At 70.7% G+C, this 15666-nt stretch carries 14 protein-coding genes; 9 read left to right on the top strand and 5 right to left on the bottom strand.

Annotation, left to right across the window (positions count from 1 at the left end):
- Positions 1-22: 22 nt before the first annotated feature.
- From ABGA98_RS17865 to ABGA98_RS17840, 6 genes are all read left to right on the top strand, one after another.
- The gene (locus ABGA98_RS17865; RefSeq protein ID WP_347619429.1) at positions 23-970 is read left to right on the top strand and encodes a VWA domain-containing protein; all 948 of its coding nucleotides are present in this window, start codon (positions 23-25) and stop codon (positions 968-970) included.
- Positions 971-981: 11 nt separating this feature from the next.
- A complete protein-coding gene (locus ABGA98_RS17860; protein WP_347619428.1) occupies positions 982-1572 on the top strand; it encodes a methyltransferase in 591 nt (196 codons plus the stop codon).
- On the top strand, positions 1569-2108 hold the full coding sequence (locus tag ABGA98_RS17855; protein ID WP_347619427.1) for a TrmH family RNA methyltransferase: 540 nt from the start codon (positions 1569-1571) through the stop codon (positions 2106-2108). The genes ABGA98_RS17860 and ABGA98_RS17855 overlap by 4 nt, the downstream gene beginning before the upstream one ends.
- 36 nt (positions 2109-2144) lie before the next feature.
- Positions 2145-2945: a glycerophosphodiester phosphodiesterase family protein gene (locus tag ABGA98_RS17850; protein ID WP_347619426.1), complete on the top strand. Its 801-nt coding sequence runs from the start codon at positions 2145-2147 to the stop codon at positions 2943-2945.
- Positions 2946-4032: 1087 nt separating this feature from the next.
- Positions 4033-5703 carry a TROVE domain-containing protein gene (locus ABGA98_RS17845; protein ID WP_347619425.1) on the top strand — a complete coding sequence of 557 codons (1671 nt, stop codon included), beginning with the start codon at positions 4033-4035 and terminating at the stop codon, positions 5701-5703.
- A gap of 348 nt (positions 5704-6051) precedes the next feature.
- The gene (locus ABGA98_RS17840) at positions 6052-7485 is read left to right on the top strand and encodes an MFS transporter (protein WP_347619424.1); all 1434 of its coding nucleotides are present in this window, start codon (positions 6052-6054) and stop codon (positions 7483-7485) included.
- A gap of 4 nt (positions 7486-7489) precedes the next feature.
- On the opposite strand, the gene ABGA98_RS17835 is transcribed toward ABGA98_RS17840, so the two are convergent.
- Complete coding sequence (locus ABGA98_RS17835; RefSeq protein WP_347619423.1) at positions 7490-7996, bottom strand: helix-turn-helix domain-containing protein; 507 nt, start codon at positions 7994-7996, stop codon at positions 7490-7492.
- A 33-nt stretch (positions 7997-8029) separates the two neighbouring features.
- Between ABGA98_RS17835 and ABGA98_RS17830 the strand changes: the two genes are divergently transcribed.
- The 3 genes from ABGA98_RS17830 (at position 8030) to ABGA98_RS17820 (ending at position 9807) form a co-directional block, all read left to right on the top strand.
- Positions 8030-8539 (top strand): nuclear transport factor 2 family protein, encoded by a 510-nt coding sequence (locus tag ABGA98_RS17830; protein WP_347619422.1) that lies wholly within the window; start codon positions 8030-8032, stop codon positions 8537-8539.
- Between the two features lie 94 nt (positions 8540-8633).
- Positions 8634-9281 carry a hypothetical protein gene (locus tag ABGA98_RS17825; RefSeq protein ID WP_347619421.1) on the top strand — a complete coding sequence of 216 codons (648 nt, stop codon included), beginning with the start codon at positions 8634-8636 and terminating at the stop codon, positions 9279-9281.
- A 181-nt stretch (positions 9282-9462) separates the two neighbouring features.
- Positions 9463-9807 (top strand): RNA polymerase-binding protein RbpA, encoded by a 345-nt coding sequence (locus ABGA98_RS17820; RefSeq protein WP_043625492.1) that lies wholly within the window; start codon positions 9463-9465, stop codon positions 9805-9807.
- Positions 9808-9864: 57 nt separating this feature from the next.
- Here the strand turns inward: ABGA98_RS17820 and ABGA98_RS17815 are convergent, their stop codons facing one another.
- From ABGA98_RS17815 to ABGA98_RS17800, 4 genes are all read right to left on the bottom strand, one after another.
- Positions 9865-10368: an FxsA family protein gene (locus ABGA98_RS17815; protein ID WP_347619420.1), complete on the bottom strand. Its 504-nt coding sequence runs from the start codon at positions 10366-10368 to the stop codon at positions 9865-9867.
- 90 nt (positions 10369-10458) lie between these two features.
- A complete protein-coding gene (locus ABGA98_RS17810) occupies positions 10459-11208 on the bottom strand; it encodes a polyprenol monophosphomannose synthase (RefSeq protein ID WP_347619419.1) in 750 nt (249 codons plus the stop codon).
- A gap of 1 nt (position 11209) precedes the next feature.
- Complete coding sequence (gene lnt, locus ABGA98_RS17805; protein ID WP_347619418.1) at positions 11210-12808, bottom strand: apolipoprotein N-acyltransferase; 1599 nt, start codon at positions 12806-12808, stop codon at positions 11210-11212.
- Between the two features lie 517 nt (positions 12809-13325).
- A complete protein-coding gene (locus ABGA98_RS17800; RefSeq protein ID WP_347619417.1) occupies positions 13326-15518 on the bottom strand; it encodes an ATP-binding domain-containing protein in 2193 nt (730 codons plus the stop codon).
- Positions 15519-15666: the final 148 nt, after the last annotated feature.

Genomic DNA, 15666 nt, shown 5'->3' with positions numbered 1-15666 from the left:
CGAGGCCCGGGAAGGAGGCCTGGTGAGCTTTCTCGCCCCTGCCTGGCTGTGGTTGTTCGTGCTGGTGCTGCTGCTGGTGGCCGGCTATCTCGCGGCGCAACTCGCCCGCCGCCGCTACACCGTGCGCTTCACCAATCTGGCGCTGCTCAACCTCGTCGCCCCCGCCGGGCCAGGCTGGCGCCGCCACGTGGCGCCCGCGCTGTTCCTGGTCATGATGTCGCTCCTGGTCGTCGGAGCCGCCAAACCCGCCGGCGAGGTACGCGTGCCGCGCGACCGCGCCACCATCATGATCGCGCTCGACGTGTCGCTGTCGATGGACGCCGACGACGTCGACCCCGACAGGATCAGCGCCGCCAAGGCGGCCGCGCAGGCCTTCGCCAAGGAGTTGCCCGACCGCTTCAACGTCGGCGTGGTCTCCTTCGCCCGCTCCGCCAACGTGGTCATCTCCCCCACCACCGACCACCAGGCCGTGATCACCGCCATCGGCAACCTCACCACCCGGCCGGGCACCGCGATCGGCGAGGCCGTCTTCAACTCCCTCGAGGCGGTGCGCTCGTTCGACCAGCAGGCCGTCACCGACCCGCCGCCGTCCGCCGTCGTGCTGCTGTCCGACGGCGACAACACCTCCGGCCGGTCGGTCAACGAGGCCATCGAGGCGGCCCAGCAGGCCGGCGTGCCGGTCTCCACGATCGCGTACGGCACCCAGGAGGGCACCGTCAACATCGACGGCAGGCCGGTGAACGTGCCGGTCAACAAGCAGACCCTGCAGTCGTTGTCCGACGGCACCAGCGGCCGCGCCTACACCGCCGAGTCCGGCTCCGAGCTGCGCGAGGTCTACGAGCAGATCGGCACCTCGCTCGGCTACAAGCTGGTCAACCAGGAGATCACCCAGTGGTTCATCGTGGCCGCCATCATGGCCGGGCTGCTGGTGGCGGGAGCGGCCGTGCTGTTCGGCACCAGGATCCCGTAACGTTCTGCCCCGTGGCCCACTACTTCTCCGAGCAGCCGAAGAGCGCGAGCAAACCGGGCTCGGCCGACCTGGTCCTGCCCGACCTGCACCTGCGGCTGGAGACCGACAGCGGCGTGTTCTCCCCCGAGCGGGTCGACCTCGGCACGCGCGTGCTGCTGGAGAGCGTCCCGCCGCCGCCGCAGGAGGGCGACCTGCTCGACCTGGGCTGCGGCTACGGCCCCATCGCGCTGACCATGGCGTCGCGCGCGCCGCGGGCGACGGTGTGGGCCGTCGATGTGAACCGGCGGAGCCTGGAGCTGACCGCGCGCAATGCCGAAGCCGCCCGCCTTTACACAGTAAGGTCCGTGCATGTGGACGACGTGCCGGACGACGTGAGATTCCGCGCCATCTGGTCCAATCCCGCGATCCGCATCGGCAAGCAGGCCCTGCACGACATGCTCACCAGGTGGCTGACCCGGCTGACGCCCGACGGCGTGGCCTACCTGGTCGTCCAGAAACACCTCGGCTCCGATTCCCTGCAGCGCTGGCTCGGCGAGCAGGGCTGGCAGGCCTCCCGCGAGGCCAGCCGAGCCGCCTACCGCATCCTGAAGGTGACCCGATGAGAAGGCAGTTGCGCCCCACCGACGTCAAGCGGCTCAACCGCACCTGGCGCAGGAACACCCACAACCGCCTCGGCCTGATCGTCGAGTCGGTCACCGGCCCGTTCAACATCGGCTCGATCTTCCGCAGCGCCGCCGCCTTCGGCGTCGACGAGGTCTGGCTCGCCGGCAACGCGACCCCGCCGACCAACCCCAAGGCGGGCAAGACCGCGCTGGGCACCGAGCGGCTCGTCACCTGGCACGAGGCGATACCGGCCACCGAGGCGGTCAAGGCCGCACGCGAAGAGGGTTACACGGTGCTGGCCGTCGAACTGACCGCCGATGCCGTGCCCCTGCACCGGGCGGAGCTCGGCCGCGACGTGTGCCTGGTGGTCGGCAGCGAGGACCACGGCTGCTCCCCCGCCCTGCTCGACGCCGCCGACGGCGCCTGCTACATCCCCCAGGTCGGCCGGGTGGGCTCGTTCAACGTCGCGGTGGCGACGGCCATCGCCCTGGCCGAGGTTCGCCGCCAGGAATGGGAGAATCTCCCCGAATCGTAATCCGCACCGTTCCCCCGGAAGGGCATACTTCAGGACGTGCTCAGCCGCCGTTTCGCCTTTCTCGACCACCCGGGCCCGCTGGCCTTCGCCCACCGTGGCGGAGCGGCGGAGAACGCGGAGAACTCCGCCGCCGCGTTCGAGCGGGCGGTCGGCCTCGGATACACCCATCTGGAGACCGACGCCCACGCCACCGCCGACGGCGTGCTGCTCGCCTTCCACGACCACACGCTCGACCGCGTGACCGACCGGCGGGGCCGCATCTGCGAGCTCCCCTACCGGGAGGTCAAACGGGCCCGCATCGACGGCGTGCACGAGATCCCGCTGCTGGAGGACCTGCTGGGCACCTGGCCGGAGGTCCGCTTCAACATCGACGTCAAGGAGCCGGCCGCCATCGCCCCGCTCGCCGCGGCGGTCCGGCGTACCAACGCCTACGACCGGATCTGCCTGACCTCCTTCTCCGACGAGCGCCTGGCCCTGGCCAGGGCGGCGCTGGGCAGGGAGGTGTGCTCGGCGCTCGGCCCGCGGGGCGTCGCCGCGCTGCGCGCCGCCGCCGCGACCTCCGGCTACGGGCGGCTGCTCGCCCGCCTGTCCCGAGCCAGGGTGCCGTGCGCGCAGGTGCCGGCGGGTTTCCGCGGCCTGCGCGTCACGACCCGGGCGCTGGTCCGCACGGCGCACGCCATCGGCATGCAGGTGCACGTGTGGACCGTCAACGACACCGCTCAGATGGAGCGCCTGCTCGACCTCGGCGTCGACGGCATCATGACCGACAACGTCACCGGCCTGCGCGAGGTGCTCCAGCGCCGCGGCCAGTGGCATCCGGGCAGCCTGGCAGCGTGACAGGCAATCCAGTACGTTATCGCAGCTTGACGAGGCTTCCCGATGTTCGTAACGTTCACGGCTGCTCCTCGTCGTCGATCGCCGCGAGGCCGGCGTCCCACTCGATGTGCCCGCCCTCGGAGCAGCAGGGCTCCAGGTTGCGGCTGCGCGTGACGAACGCCTCCGGGTCGTTCTCCTCCCGCAGAGGCAGGGGTGCCCACAGCCTGCGAAGGGCGGAGAGTGCTTTTCTTTCGGCACGGTCGTAGGCTGTTCAGCGTGGCGCTGAGGTGAATGTCCTCGCCAACCGATAGGGCGAGAATCGGCCCCCATTCGGGTGGGAGACTTCAGAGTGGCCTCGTCCTCAAGCCGGGGCCACTCTTTGCGGTCGGGGCCGGGCGGCTGAAGCAAATGCACTTGCCCTCTCTTCGGCCTCCCATGCTACGGTTTCGACCAGTCAAACGTTCTGAATCCCCGACCCCGTCGGGCTCGGAGCGAGTACGGGGCGAATGGCGCCGGTTATCTCTTTCTGCAAAAAGATCACATCCGGTGCCACTTCTCACATCCGCACTCGTTCCCCGCTCAGCGGTTCTCGGTGCGGTTCGGTGAGGGCACGGGTCGAAGTTCGTCGGTTACCACTTCCAATGGGGAAGTCGCAGGTTCGAGTCCTGTCCGGAGCCTTGGCTCCGGTAGCTCAGTTGGCAGAGCGCCGAACGCCGGTGGACATCCCACATCCGTGTCTTCTCCGAACCGCACCATTCCACTCGTCAGCCCTGCCGCGGGCATGGGTCGAATCTGGTCGGTTACCCCCCAGGTTGAGGTTCGATTCCTTCTTGGCCCATGCCTGGGCCAAGCGGCCCAGGTCGGCTGGGCACCCGGCCGGAACCCCACATCCGTGCCTCCGGCATGGCAGACGATCACGGGGAGGGCGGGTCGAAGTTGATCGGTTATCGCTTCAGGAGCGAGTGGTCCAGGTTCGAGTCCTGGCGAGCCGCCTCGTGCGGCTCGTGGTGTAAGTGGCAGCACGCTCAACAGCCGGTCTGCATCCCACATCCGCCCTCTCCTCCCCCACATCCGCCACCCGGGCGGGTCGATCCAGAGGAGGAAATCCATGACCCGCAACCGTGACCCTCTTGCAAGCGTTTCGGCTGTCGCCACGCCGCAGACTCAGCCGCTGCCCGGCCGCGCCAACCAGGTGCAGAACGCCGCAGGCGGCTATGTGTTCGCCAAGGAGCTGTGGCGCAGGCTGGAGGACTTCCTGATCCTCGGCACCACGGGCGGCACCTACTACGTGGGCGAGGACAAACTGACCGCCGAGAACGCCGGCGTGCTGTTCGAGGCGATCGCCGAGGACGGGCCGCGCGTCGTCGAGCTGCTGACGGAGATCTCGACCGCGCGTCCGCCTCGCGCTCCCAAGCAGCGCCCGGCCCTGTTCGCGCTCGCGGCGGCGTACGCCAAGGGTGACGCGGCCACCCGCCAGGCCGCCAAGCTCGCGCTGCCGAAGGTGGCGCGCACCACGGACCACCTGGCCCAGTTCTTCGGCTACTACAAGAACGTGGGTGGCAAGCCGACCGCTCGCGGCACCGCGCCCGTCGTCGGCCGGTCGCTGCGGACGGCGCTCGCGTCCTGGTTCCTGACCGGCGACGCGGACAACGTCGCGTTCCGGGTGTGCAAGGCCCGCCAGCGTAAGACGCCGCAGGGCGAGGCGTTCGACCTGCGCGATGTGCTGCGCATCGCGCACCCCAAGGCCGACACGCCCGAGCGGGGGCGGCTGTTCGGTTGGATCGCCGGGAACGTGGCCGACGAGCGGGCGCGTGAGGTGCTGGAGTCGGTGGACCGCTTCCTGACCGCCAAGGCCGTCACCACACCGCGCGAGGCGATCGAGGTCGTGACCGAGCGCAAGGTGCCGTGGGAGTTCCTGCCGGACGCCATGCTCAGGGAGCCGCAGGTGTGGGACGCGCTGATCGACACGATCGGCATGACCGCGCTCCTGCGCAACCTGGCCCGCATGACCCGGATCGGCACGCTCAAGCCCATGAGCGACGCCACCCGGCGAGCGGTCGCCAGGCTCACCGACCAGCAGGCGCTGCTCAAGGCCCGCATCCACCCGATGGACGCCTTCCTCGCGCTGCGCGTGTACGGCTCTGGCCGCGCCCAGCCGAACCCGCGCGCCGGCGCGCAGACTTGGGCGCCGGCCCCGGCGATCCGGGACGCGCTGGAAGAGACGTACGAGCTGGCGTTCGCCACCGTCGAACCCAGCGGCCGCCGGCTGCTGGTCGCGGTGGACTCGTCCGGCTCCATGAGCTGGGGCGGCGGCGTCATGATCGGCGGCTCGCCGATCGGCACGCCGTACGAGGTCGGCTGCGCCATGGCGGTCATGCTGGCCCGGATCGAGCGCGGGAATGTGCACGTCATCGACGTCGACACCAGCGTCCACGCCTCGAAGGTGACCCCGCGCACCAACCTGCGCGAGATCGCCTCCTGGCGTCCGTCCGGCGGCGGCACCGACCTGTCGTTGCCGCTCCGGTGGGCGCGCGAGCAGCGCATGACGGTGGACGGCATGGTCCTGTTCACCGACAACGAGACCTGGGCGGGCCGCAAGCACCCGACGCAGGAACTCGACGCCTACCGGCGCACGGTCGCCGCTGACACCCGCGTCGTCGTGGCGGCGATGACCGCGGCCGGCTACTCGATCGGCGACCCGCGCGACGAGGGCGTGCTGAACGTGGCGGGCCTGGACGCAAGCCTGCCACTGGTGGTCAACGGGTTCGTCCGCGCCTAGGCTGCTCCGGCACCACGCGCGAGAACGGCCCGCCTCCCGATATGGGAGGCGGGCCGTTGCGTGGTGACGCTTGTCAGCCTCATCAGTAGAGAACAGGTGTCCACCGAACCGGGCCGACTCCAGTCATGGGTTGAGTCCTTTCCCCGGAAAGGTGATCATTGTATGGTCATGGGCACGACACGCGGACTTCAACCGCGACCTGCGAAAATAGGCCGTGCGTCAAGCATGACCGACAACGTCACCGGCCTGCGCGACGTCCTCCAGCGTCGCGGCCAGTGGCACCCCGGCCGGTTGGCCGCCTGAGAGCGACGCATCCCCGCCCTGCCCTCATAGGAGCGACACGACACCATGCCCGCACCCGCACCCCCCGGGGCCCTCGACGACTCCCCCGCAGCCCGCCGGCGCGAGCAGCGCGGCTGGTACCTCTACGACTGGGCCAACTCCGCCTTCTACACCACGATCATCTCGGTCTTCCTCGGCCCTTACCTCATCCCGGTCGCCAAGACGGCCGCCTGCGCCCAGGACTTCCCCGGCATGCCCTCCGGCCGGTGCGTGGCCGCCTTCGACGACCTGGTGCTCGCCAACCCCGGGCTGGGGTACGTCGACGTGCTCGGCGCCGGCATCAGGCCGGCCGCGTTCTTCGGGCTGATCATGACGGTTGCGGTGCTGCTGCAGATCGTGTTCCTGCCCATCGTGGGCGCGCTGGCCGACCACACCGGGCGCAAGCGGGAGATGCTCGGCGGTTTCGCCTACGTCGGCGCGCTGGCCACCATGGGCCTGTACTTCGTCGAGGGCGACCGCTACATGCTCGGCGGCGTGCTGTTCGTCGTGGCCAACCTGGCCTACGGATCCTCGGTCGTGGTCTACGACTCGTTCCTGCCGCAGATCTCCACCCCGGCCGAACGCGACACGGTCTCCTCGCGCGGCTGGGCCGTCGGCTATCTCGGCGGGGGCCTGCTGCTGGCCCTCAACCTGGTGCTCTACCTCCAGCACGAGAGCCTGGGGCTGGCCGAGGGCATGGCGGTGCGCATCAGCATGATGTCGGCGGGGCTGTGGTGGGCCATCTTCACCGTCGTCCCGCTGCTGCGGCTGCGCAACCGGCCGGTGCCCGCGCACGAGACCACGGCGCTGCGCTCGGCCGGAGGCAGCTTCCGCCAGCTCGGCCGCACGCTGGCCGAGCTGCGCCGCTACCCGCTGACGCTGCTGTTCCTGGTGGCCTACCTCGTCTACAACGACGGCGTGCAGACGGTCATCGGCAACAGCGCGGCCTTCGCCTCCGAGGCTCTCAAGCTGGACAAGACCGTGCAGATCAGCGCGATCCTGATGGTGCAGTTCGTGGCGTTCTTCGGCGCGCTGCTGCTCGGGAGGCTGGCTGGCGTCTTCGGCACCAAGCGCACGGTGCTGGCCAGTCTGGTGGTGTGGACCGCGATCGTGGTGGTGGCCATGTTCGTCGGTGAGAGGCAGGCCCTGCAGTTCTACCTGATGGCGTTCGCGATCGCGATCGTGCTCGGCGGCACCCAGGCGCTGTCGCGCTCGTTGTTCTCGCAGGTGATCCCGAAGGGGCGCGAGGCCGAATACTTCAGCCTGCTGCAGATCAGCGACAAGGGCTCGGCGTTCATCGGCTCGCTGACGGTGACGGTGGCGCTGCAGCTCACCAACAGTTACCGCATCGCCATCGTCTCCATGATCATCTTTTTCGTGCTCGGTTTCGTGCTCCTGGCCCTGACCAACCTGCCCAAGGCCATTCGCGCCGCGGGCAACGAGGTTCCCGAGCGCATCTGAGCGCTCAGCCGGCGCCCCCTCCGGCGCCGTCGGCAATCCGGATGCCGACGAGCATCGTGCCCGGCCCCTGGGACGCTCCAGGGCCGGGCACGGCCGTCACCGTGCCGGCGGTGACCTCCCCGCCGCAGTGCGGGCAGGTGACCACGGGAGTGAAACGCTCGCCACAGGAGTGCACCAGCAGCGCGGGCGGGCCGCCCGGCGGGGTGGACCAGCGATCGCCCCAGGCCATCAGGGTCGTCAGGGCGGGCACGATGTCGCGGCCCGCCTCCGTGAGGACGTACTCGTGGCGCAGCGGCCGCTCCTGGTAGGGCCGCTTCTCCACCACCCCCGCCGCCACCAGGCGCTCCAGGCGGCCGGCCAGGAGGTTGCGGGAGATTCCCAGATCCTCCGCCAGATCGTCGAACCTGCGCAGCCCGAGGAACAGGTCGCGCAGGATCAGCGGCGTCCACGGCTCGCCGACCACCCCGACGGCCTGGGCGATGGAGCAGTGCATCTCACCGAACCTGTTCATGGACCCAGGATAGTGGGTTGATAAAATGTACTCATGACAGTTCATATTCAGGACTCACCAGCCGCGGCCTACCGCCGGGCCGGCGAGGCACACGACCTCGACGCGCTCATGACCACGCTCGCCGCCGACGTGACCCTGCACTCCCCACTCAGCGCCGAAGTCACCTTCGAGGGCAAGGACCAGGTGGGCGAGCTGTTCTCCGTCGTGCTGAGCGTCCTGTCCGGCATGCGCTACCACAGCGACATCGGCGACGACCGGACCCGCGCGCTGACCGCGACCGCCCGCCTGGCAAGCCTGGAGATCCACGAGGCCGCCGTCGTCGAGGTGGACGACGACGGGCTGGTCAGCGACATCACCCTGTTCGTCCGGCCGCTGCCCGCCTTGACCGCGCTGATGGGCGCGCTGGGCCCCGGCATGGCCCGCGCGTCCGGCAGGCCGGGCCTGGCACTGCTGGTCGGCGCCGCCGTCAGGCCGCTGGCGGCGATGACCCGGCTGGGCGACAGGACGCTGGTGCCGCTGGTGACCCGGCGCGGCAGAAGGTAGCCGACCTCAATCGAGAGCAGTGCTCTTGACATGAGCCTCGCATATGGAGAGCATTGCTCTCATACAAGAGCGGAGCACATTTCAAGGAGCACCGATGTCCACCAAACCGGTCGCCGCGGCGTTCGCCGCGGCAGGGATCCTCTTCTTCCTCTATCCCGCGATCCGTCCCTCGGGCGACGATGCCGCGGCCATGGCCTCCTCCGCCTGGGTCGCCGGGCATTCCGCCGCGATGATCGGGTTCGTCCTGCTCGGCCTGGCGGTGCTCGGGCTGCACCAGGTGCTCGGCGACCGGCTGTCGCTAAGGGCCGCGGCGGCGACCTGGGCAGGCGCGGGCCTGACACTCCCCTACTACGGCGCGGAGACGTTCGGGCTCCACGTGATCGCCCGGCGCTCCCTGCGCGACCAGGCGCCCGCGCTGACGGAGCTGGCGGCGGAGTTCAGGTTCGGGGCCGTCCCCGTCACCATGTTCGCGGCCGGGCTCGTCCTGCTCGCCGCCGGCACGGTGATGGCCGCGGTGTCCGTCTGGCGGTCAGGAACACTGCCCAAGTGGAGCGGGACGGTGCCGGCACTCGGATTCGTGCTGTTCATCCCGCAGTTCTTCGGGCCGTATCCGCTGCGCATCGCGCACGGCGCCCTCATCATGGCCGGCGCGCTGTGGTTCGCGGCGGCGATCGTGAGCGGGCGTCGCGGGAAACGGCCACGGGCCGATCAACCGGCTGAGAAGGCGGTGCGTACGCGCTGAGCTGGCCCGGAACCCCCGATCCCCCGGCCGGGAGACCGCCGGCCGGGCCTCGCAGCAAGAACCGAGGCCCCAAGCGCGATTGGATCACCCCGCGGGTGGGAATCCCATCACGGTACCAAGCGTTAGACACCGTGGGAGACAGACCCCCCACGCATGGGGGCCCTGTAGGAGGCATTTAAACATGGGCGAGCGCGCGCTTCGTGGCACCCGGCTCGGGGCAACCAGCTACGAGAACGACCGTAACACGGATCTGGCCCCACGCCAGGAGGTGTCCTACACCTGTCCTAAGGGGCATCGCTTCGAGGTTCCGCTTGCCGCCGAGGCTGAGATCCCCGCGACGTGGGAGTGCCGCATGTGCGGTGCGACCGCCGTCCGCGTGGACGGCGAGCAGCCGGAATCCAAGAAGACCAAACCGCCGCGGACACACTGGGACATGCTCCTGGAGCGGCGTTCCATCGAAGATCTCGAGGAGGTGCTCAACGAGCGGCTCGCCGTGCTGCGAGCCCAGCGTCGTAAGAGCGCCTGATCTCCTCTCACGGTGAAACCCCCGGGCGGCGCCCGGGGGTTTTCTCGTGCGGGAACGTCAGGATTCGCGGTCTTCCCGGATCACCTCGCCGTGCACCACCCGGGCGCCCTTCGGCGCGCCCTCATCGGGAGAGGCGGTGCCGGGGAAGTCGCCACCCGGCGGGAACATGCCGGCGTAGGGGGAGGCGGCGGCCATGCGCTTCACCCTGCGTTCGACGAACGACGAGCCCAGGCGGCGCATCAGCGGCCGGGTCACCGGCAGGACGCACGCCAGCCCGAGGACGTCGGTGACGAAGCCCGGCACCAGCAGCAGCCCGCCGCCCACCAGGACCAGGCCGCTGTCGGCCAGCTCGCGCTCGGGCATGCGCCCGGTCTGCATCGACTCCTGAAGGACACGCCAGGCCCTGCGTCCCTCGCGGCGCATCAGCCAGGCCCCGAGCAGGCTGCCGGCGATGAGCAGGGCCACGGTCGCCGGCCCGCCGATCGCGGCCCCGACCTGGAACATCAGCCAGATCTCCAGGACGGGGAAGAGCAGGAAGGGCAGGAAGAGCAGGAGCCGCATCGTTTCCTCGATTCCACACGCGCGTACAGCAGGAACAACGCGCGGCGCCGCCGAACCGTTCCGCCGCGTCCGAGATCGGTGATCCTCGCCCTAGCCGCGGCCTCGCCTGCCGCGCAGACGTCCGGGCAGGCCCGTGACACCCCACAGCCCGATGCGCCACAACGCCTCGGACATGACCTTGCCGCTCATCTTGCTCTTGCCGACCGTACGCTCCACGAACGTGATCGGCACCTCGACCACCCGCAACCCGTGCCGTGACGTGCGCAGCGTCAGGTCGACCTGGAAGCAGTAGCCCTGCGACTCCACCCCCGCCAGCCCCACCTTGTCCAGCGTGGCCGAGCGGTAGGCGCGGAACCCGGCGGTCGCGTCGCGCACGGGCAGGCCGAGCATGACCCGCGTGTAGATGTTGGCGCCCTTGGACAACATCTCGCGCCGGTGCGGCCAGTTGACCACCTTGCCGCCGGGCACGTAGCGGGAGCCGATCGCCAGGTCGGCCCCGTCGGCCAGCGCCTCCAGCAGCTTGGGCAGCTCCTCCGGCTGGTGCGAGCCGTCGGCGTCCATCTCGACCAGCACGTCGTAGCCTTCGTCCAGGCCCCAGCGGAACCCGGCGATGTACGCGGCGCCGAGGCCCTGCTTGCCGGGCCGGTGCAGGACGTGCACGTGGTCGTCGCCCGCGGCCAGCCCGTCGGCGATCTCACCGGTGCCGTCGGGGCTGTTGTCGTCGGCCACGAGCACGTGGGCCGTCGGCACGGCGGCCCGCAGCCGTTCGACGATCTTGGGAAGGTTGTCGCGCTCGTTGTATGTCGGCACGACGACGAGCACCCGGCCGAGACTCTCCATGTCAGTCGTTCCTCATCCGGTCTTCTCGCCGCCCGCCACGCCACGCGGCGACTCCGGCCGCCGCCGCTCCCATCACCATCAATGCCCACTCAGGAAACGCCCCCACCCTGGTTGCAAGCGTTTTCTCAGTGCGTACGGGCACCTTGACCACGTTCATGTCCGCGACCAGCTCGCGGGTCTGCCAGGAGACCTTACCGTCAGGCGTGACAAACGCGGAGATCCCTGTGGTGGCCGCGGTCACGACGGCCCTGTTGTGCTCCACCGCCCGCAGCTTCGACATCGCCAGCTGCTGCGGCGGCAGGTTGGACAGGGCGTAGCTGGCGTTGTTGGTCTGCACCACGAGGGGGGTGCCCCCGGCACGCACCGTCTCGCGCACGGTGCCGTCGTAGGCCACCTCGTAACAGTTGACCGCGCCGATCGTCACCGGCCCCATCCTCAGGTCGCCCGGCTTGTCGCCCGGCACCGACTGGCGGCCCACCAGGCCGGCCCGTTCCCACAGGGCCAGCACGATCTCCTTGAGCGGCGTGAACTCCCCGAACGGCACCAGGTGCTGCTTGTCGTAATAGTCGCCCGCTCCGGTCACCGGGTCCCACACGAGGCTGCGGGTGGCGCGGTGCTCGTCGCCGATCGCCACGACCGCGCCGACGAGCGTGGGAACCCCGACGTCCCGGACGGAGTCGTGGATCGTCTCCCGGGCGAACTGGTCGCGGTAGGGGTCGATGTCGGTGGAGTTCTCCGGCAGGACGACCAGGTCGGGCTTGGGGAGCTTGCCCTCGCGTACGGCCTGGGCCAGGCGCTTGGTCTCGTTCGCGTGGTTGCGCAGGACGACGGCGGGCTCGTCGCCGAGCACGTTCATTCCCCGGCCGGGCACGTTGCCCTGCACGATGCCGATGTTGACCGTACGGCCCTCGTCGCCCGGCCTCGGCACGGCCAGGCTCAGCACGGGCACGGCCAGGGCCAGCGCCACGGGAGCCGCCCTGCGCCAGAGCGCGTGCCCGCCACGCGACAGGAAGGCGCGGGCCAGCAGGGCGCCGCACAACACGACGGCGAACGACACCAGCGGCACGCCGCCCAGCGCCGCGTAGGTCGTGAACAGCGACTCCCCCTGGCTGAAACCCACCCGCGCCCACGGGAACCCGCCGAAGGGCACCAGGCCGCGCAACCACTCCATGGCCACCCACAGGCCGCCGAACCACACCGGCCAGCCGGGCAGGCGGAACACGAGCGCCGCCGCGGCGGCCATGGCGGCGTAGAAGACGCTCTCCGCGCCGACGAGCATGAGCCAGACGTCGTCGCCGATCGTGCGCACCCACGCCACGCCGGGGAACAGGAACGCCGCGGCGCCCACGTAGCCGAGCCAGGCGGCCCTTCTGGGGCGGGTGCCGTGGAGGGAGGCGACGATCAGGGCGATGCCCAGCGGGGCCAGCCACCACCAGTCGAGCGGGGGGAAGGCGGCGAACAGCGCCAGCCCGCCGGCCACGGCCGCCGCGACCCTGGCCGCCAGCACGCGCCGCGGCTCGCCGGCGGCAGGGGCGTGACCACCGCCAGGGGTCGAGTCGCGCCCGGGTGTGGGCGGTAGGCTCGTTCTGTCCTGAACCACTCCGGGGTCTCCTCCGCCGTCATCGCACGCCTGCTTGCGAAAACGCTACCGTCCCACGGCCCCACTTCATGCAGCGCGGCGCGGGGAGATCGAAAAAAGGCGGGCGGTCGCGGCAGGGTGATCCCGCGGGTGACGGGACCACCCGGCGCACGGCGGTCCTGCGCACGAGAACGGGAAGAGGGCCCGGAAACCCTTCGGACCGGACCCGTCTCGTCGGCGGCGAGCGCGGAATTCCGTTGTCTACTGGGCTCCCGGGCCCGTCCCGGGTCCAACCCCCCGCCCGGTTGGGGTGCCCCGACTCGACGGACCGACGGCCCTGCACCTGGCTGTGTGGACGAAGTCACACTCCGTCACGGACGCAGGATCCGGCGATGTCAGAGACGGCCAACCGGCCAAGTCCCGTGCTGGACTGCGCAGCAAACTACCGACTCCACCTCAGATGTCAACCGTGTCCCGATCAGCAGAGACATCAAGTTTTCGCAGGTGGTACATGATCGGCGGCCCGCGGTAAAGCGGATCAAAGCCCCTTTGCGGGCGCCTGCGAGCGGCCCGGCAAGCCCCTCAGCGCCTCGGAGAGCGGCTGCTCGTGCACGACGCCGAGCCGTTGCGTGGCACGGGTGAGAGCAACATACAGGTCGCTCGGCCCTCGTGGCGACTGGGCGGCGATGAGGTCAGGCTCGGCCACGATGACCGAGTCGAACTCCAGCCCTTTCGCGTCCGTCACTCCCATCACGGCCACCGGCGCGTCGAGCGCCTCCGCGCCCTTCGCCCGGCCGGCCCCCGGCGTCACCACCACGGTGCCTGCCACGGCCGCGGCGACCTCGGCGCCGAGCGTGGCGAGCAACCTGTCGGGCACCACCACGGCGACCTTGCCGCCCTCGCCCACCTCCCCCTTGACCAGCTCGGCCAGCGCGGAGAGCGGCGCCGACCAGGGTTGCACGCCCAGCTCGCGGACGGACACCGGGGCCTCGAGCGCGGGATCGACGGTGGCCAGGACGCGCGCCGCGACCGCCATCAGCTCCACCGGCGTGCGGTAGTTGACGGTCAGCCGCTCCTGGCGCCAGCGCCCGGCCACGTACGGGTCGAGCACCTCCGCCCAGGAGCGCGCGCCGGCCACCGAGCCGGTCTGCGCGATGTCGCCGACGATCGTCATCGAACGCGTGGGGCAGCGCCGCATGACGGCCCGCCAGGCCATCGGCGACAGCTCCTGCGCCTCGTCCACGATCACGTGCCCGTAGGCCCAGGTGCGGTCGGCGGCGGCGCGCTCGGCGGTGGTGAGGTGGGGGCCGTCGCCACGCTGGCGTTCGGCGAGGCGCTCGGCCTCCATGACGTCGGACAGGCCCGTCAGCTCCAGGACCTCGCGGGCGTAGGCGAGCTCGGCCTCGCGCTCGCTCTCCTCGGCCTGCCTGGCGGCGGCCAGTTCCTCCTCCGCCTGCATGGCGCTGGCGCGCAGCACCTGCTCGTCGATGTCGCCGAGCAGGTCGGCCGCCTCGTCGAGCAGCGGCACGTCGGACTCGGTCCACGCGCCGCCGTCCCGGCGCAGCAGCGCGCGCTCGCCGGGGGTGAGGGACGAGGCCGCGTACTCCAGGCGCTCGGGCGAGCCGTACAGGCCGAGCAGGAGGCGCTGCGGGGTGAGGTACGGCCACAGCCGGTTGAGCGCGGACTTGACGACCGGCTCGGTCCGCAGTTCCTCGCGCATGTCGGCCAGGTCGTCCTCGTCGACGAGCCCCTTGCCGATCTTGCGGGCCTGCTGCCGGGCCAGCGCGTTGAGCAGCGACCTGACGAACACCGCGCGGGCCTGGTTGTGCGGGCGGCGCGAGCGGGTCGCCTTGTTCCTGGCCGCGTCGAGCATGGCGCGGTCGATGGTGAGGGTGAGGCGGCCGAGGGTGAGCTCGACGGGCTTGCGCGGCACCCGCTGCCGGTCGCGTACGGCCTTGGCGATCACCGCGGCCATCCGCGCGTCCCCCTTCAGCGCCGCCACCTCGGCCCGCTCGCGGGCGGTGGCGGTGACGCCGGGATAGAGCTCGCCGACCGTGGACAGCAGCACGTCGTTCTCGCCGAGCGAGGGCAGGACCTGCTCGATGTAGCGCAGGAACGTGAGGTTGGGCCCGAGGATGAGCACGCCCCTGCGCTCCAGCCGCTCCCTGTGCGTGTAGAGCAGGTACGCGGCGCGGTGCAGGGCCACGACGGTCTTGCCGGTTCCGGGGCCGCCCTGCACGACCAGGACCCCGTTCAGGTCGCCGCGGATGACGCGGTCCTGCTCGGACTGGATGGTGGCCACGATGTCGCGCATGCGGCCCGTGCGCCGCTCGTCCAGCGCGGCCAGCAGGGCCGCCTCGCCGTTGAGCGTGGCGCGGTCGTCGTCGGTGAGCGAGTCGAGGTCGAGCAGGTCGTCGTCGACGCCGACCACCGCGCGGCCCTTGGTCTGCAGGTGGCGACGCCTGGTCACGCCCATCGGGGCGGCGGGTGTGGCGCGGTAGAACGGCTGCGCGACAGGCGCCCGCCAGTCGATCAGCAGGCGCTGCTGCTCGTCGTCGGTGAGGCCGAGCTTGCCGATGTAGAGGCGGCCCTCCTCGGCGTGGTCGAGCCGGCCGAAGACCAGGCCGCGCTCGACCGCCCAGAGCCGGGCGAGCCTCACCGCGTACATCTCGGCGAACGTGTCGCGCTCCGATCTGTTCTGCATCGTGCCGACGGCGCCGCTGGCCAGCACCTCCTTCAGCTGTCGCTGGGTGCGCTCGCGCAGCTCGTCGAGACGGTCATAGAGGCGGGTGACGTACGCCTGCTCTCTGGCGCGTTCCGTTTGACGCGTTACCGTCTGACCATTAATGTGGTTAATGGGACACTCCGGGCCATTCTGC

The sequence above is a fragment of the Nonomuraea sp. B1E8 genome, from assembly GCF_039871515.1.
GTDB lineage: Bacteria > Actinomycetota > Actinomycetes > Streptosporangiales > Streptosporangiaceae > Nonomuraea.
Note: the sequence above shows the minus strand (reverse complement) of the source record. Positions and strands in the feature narration are given on the sequence as shown.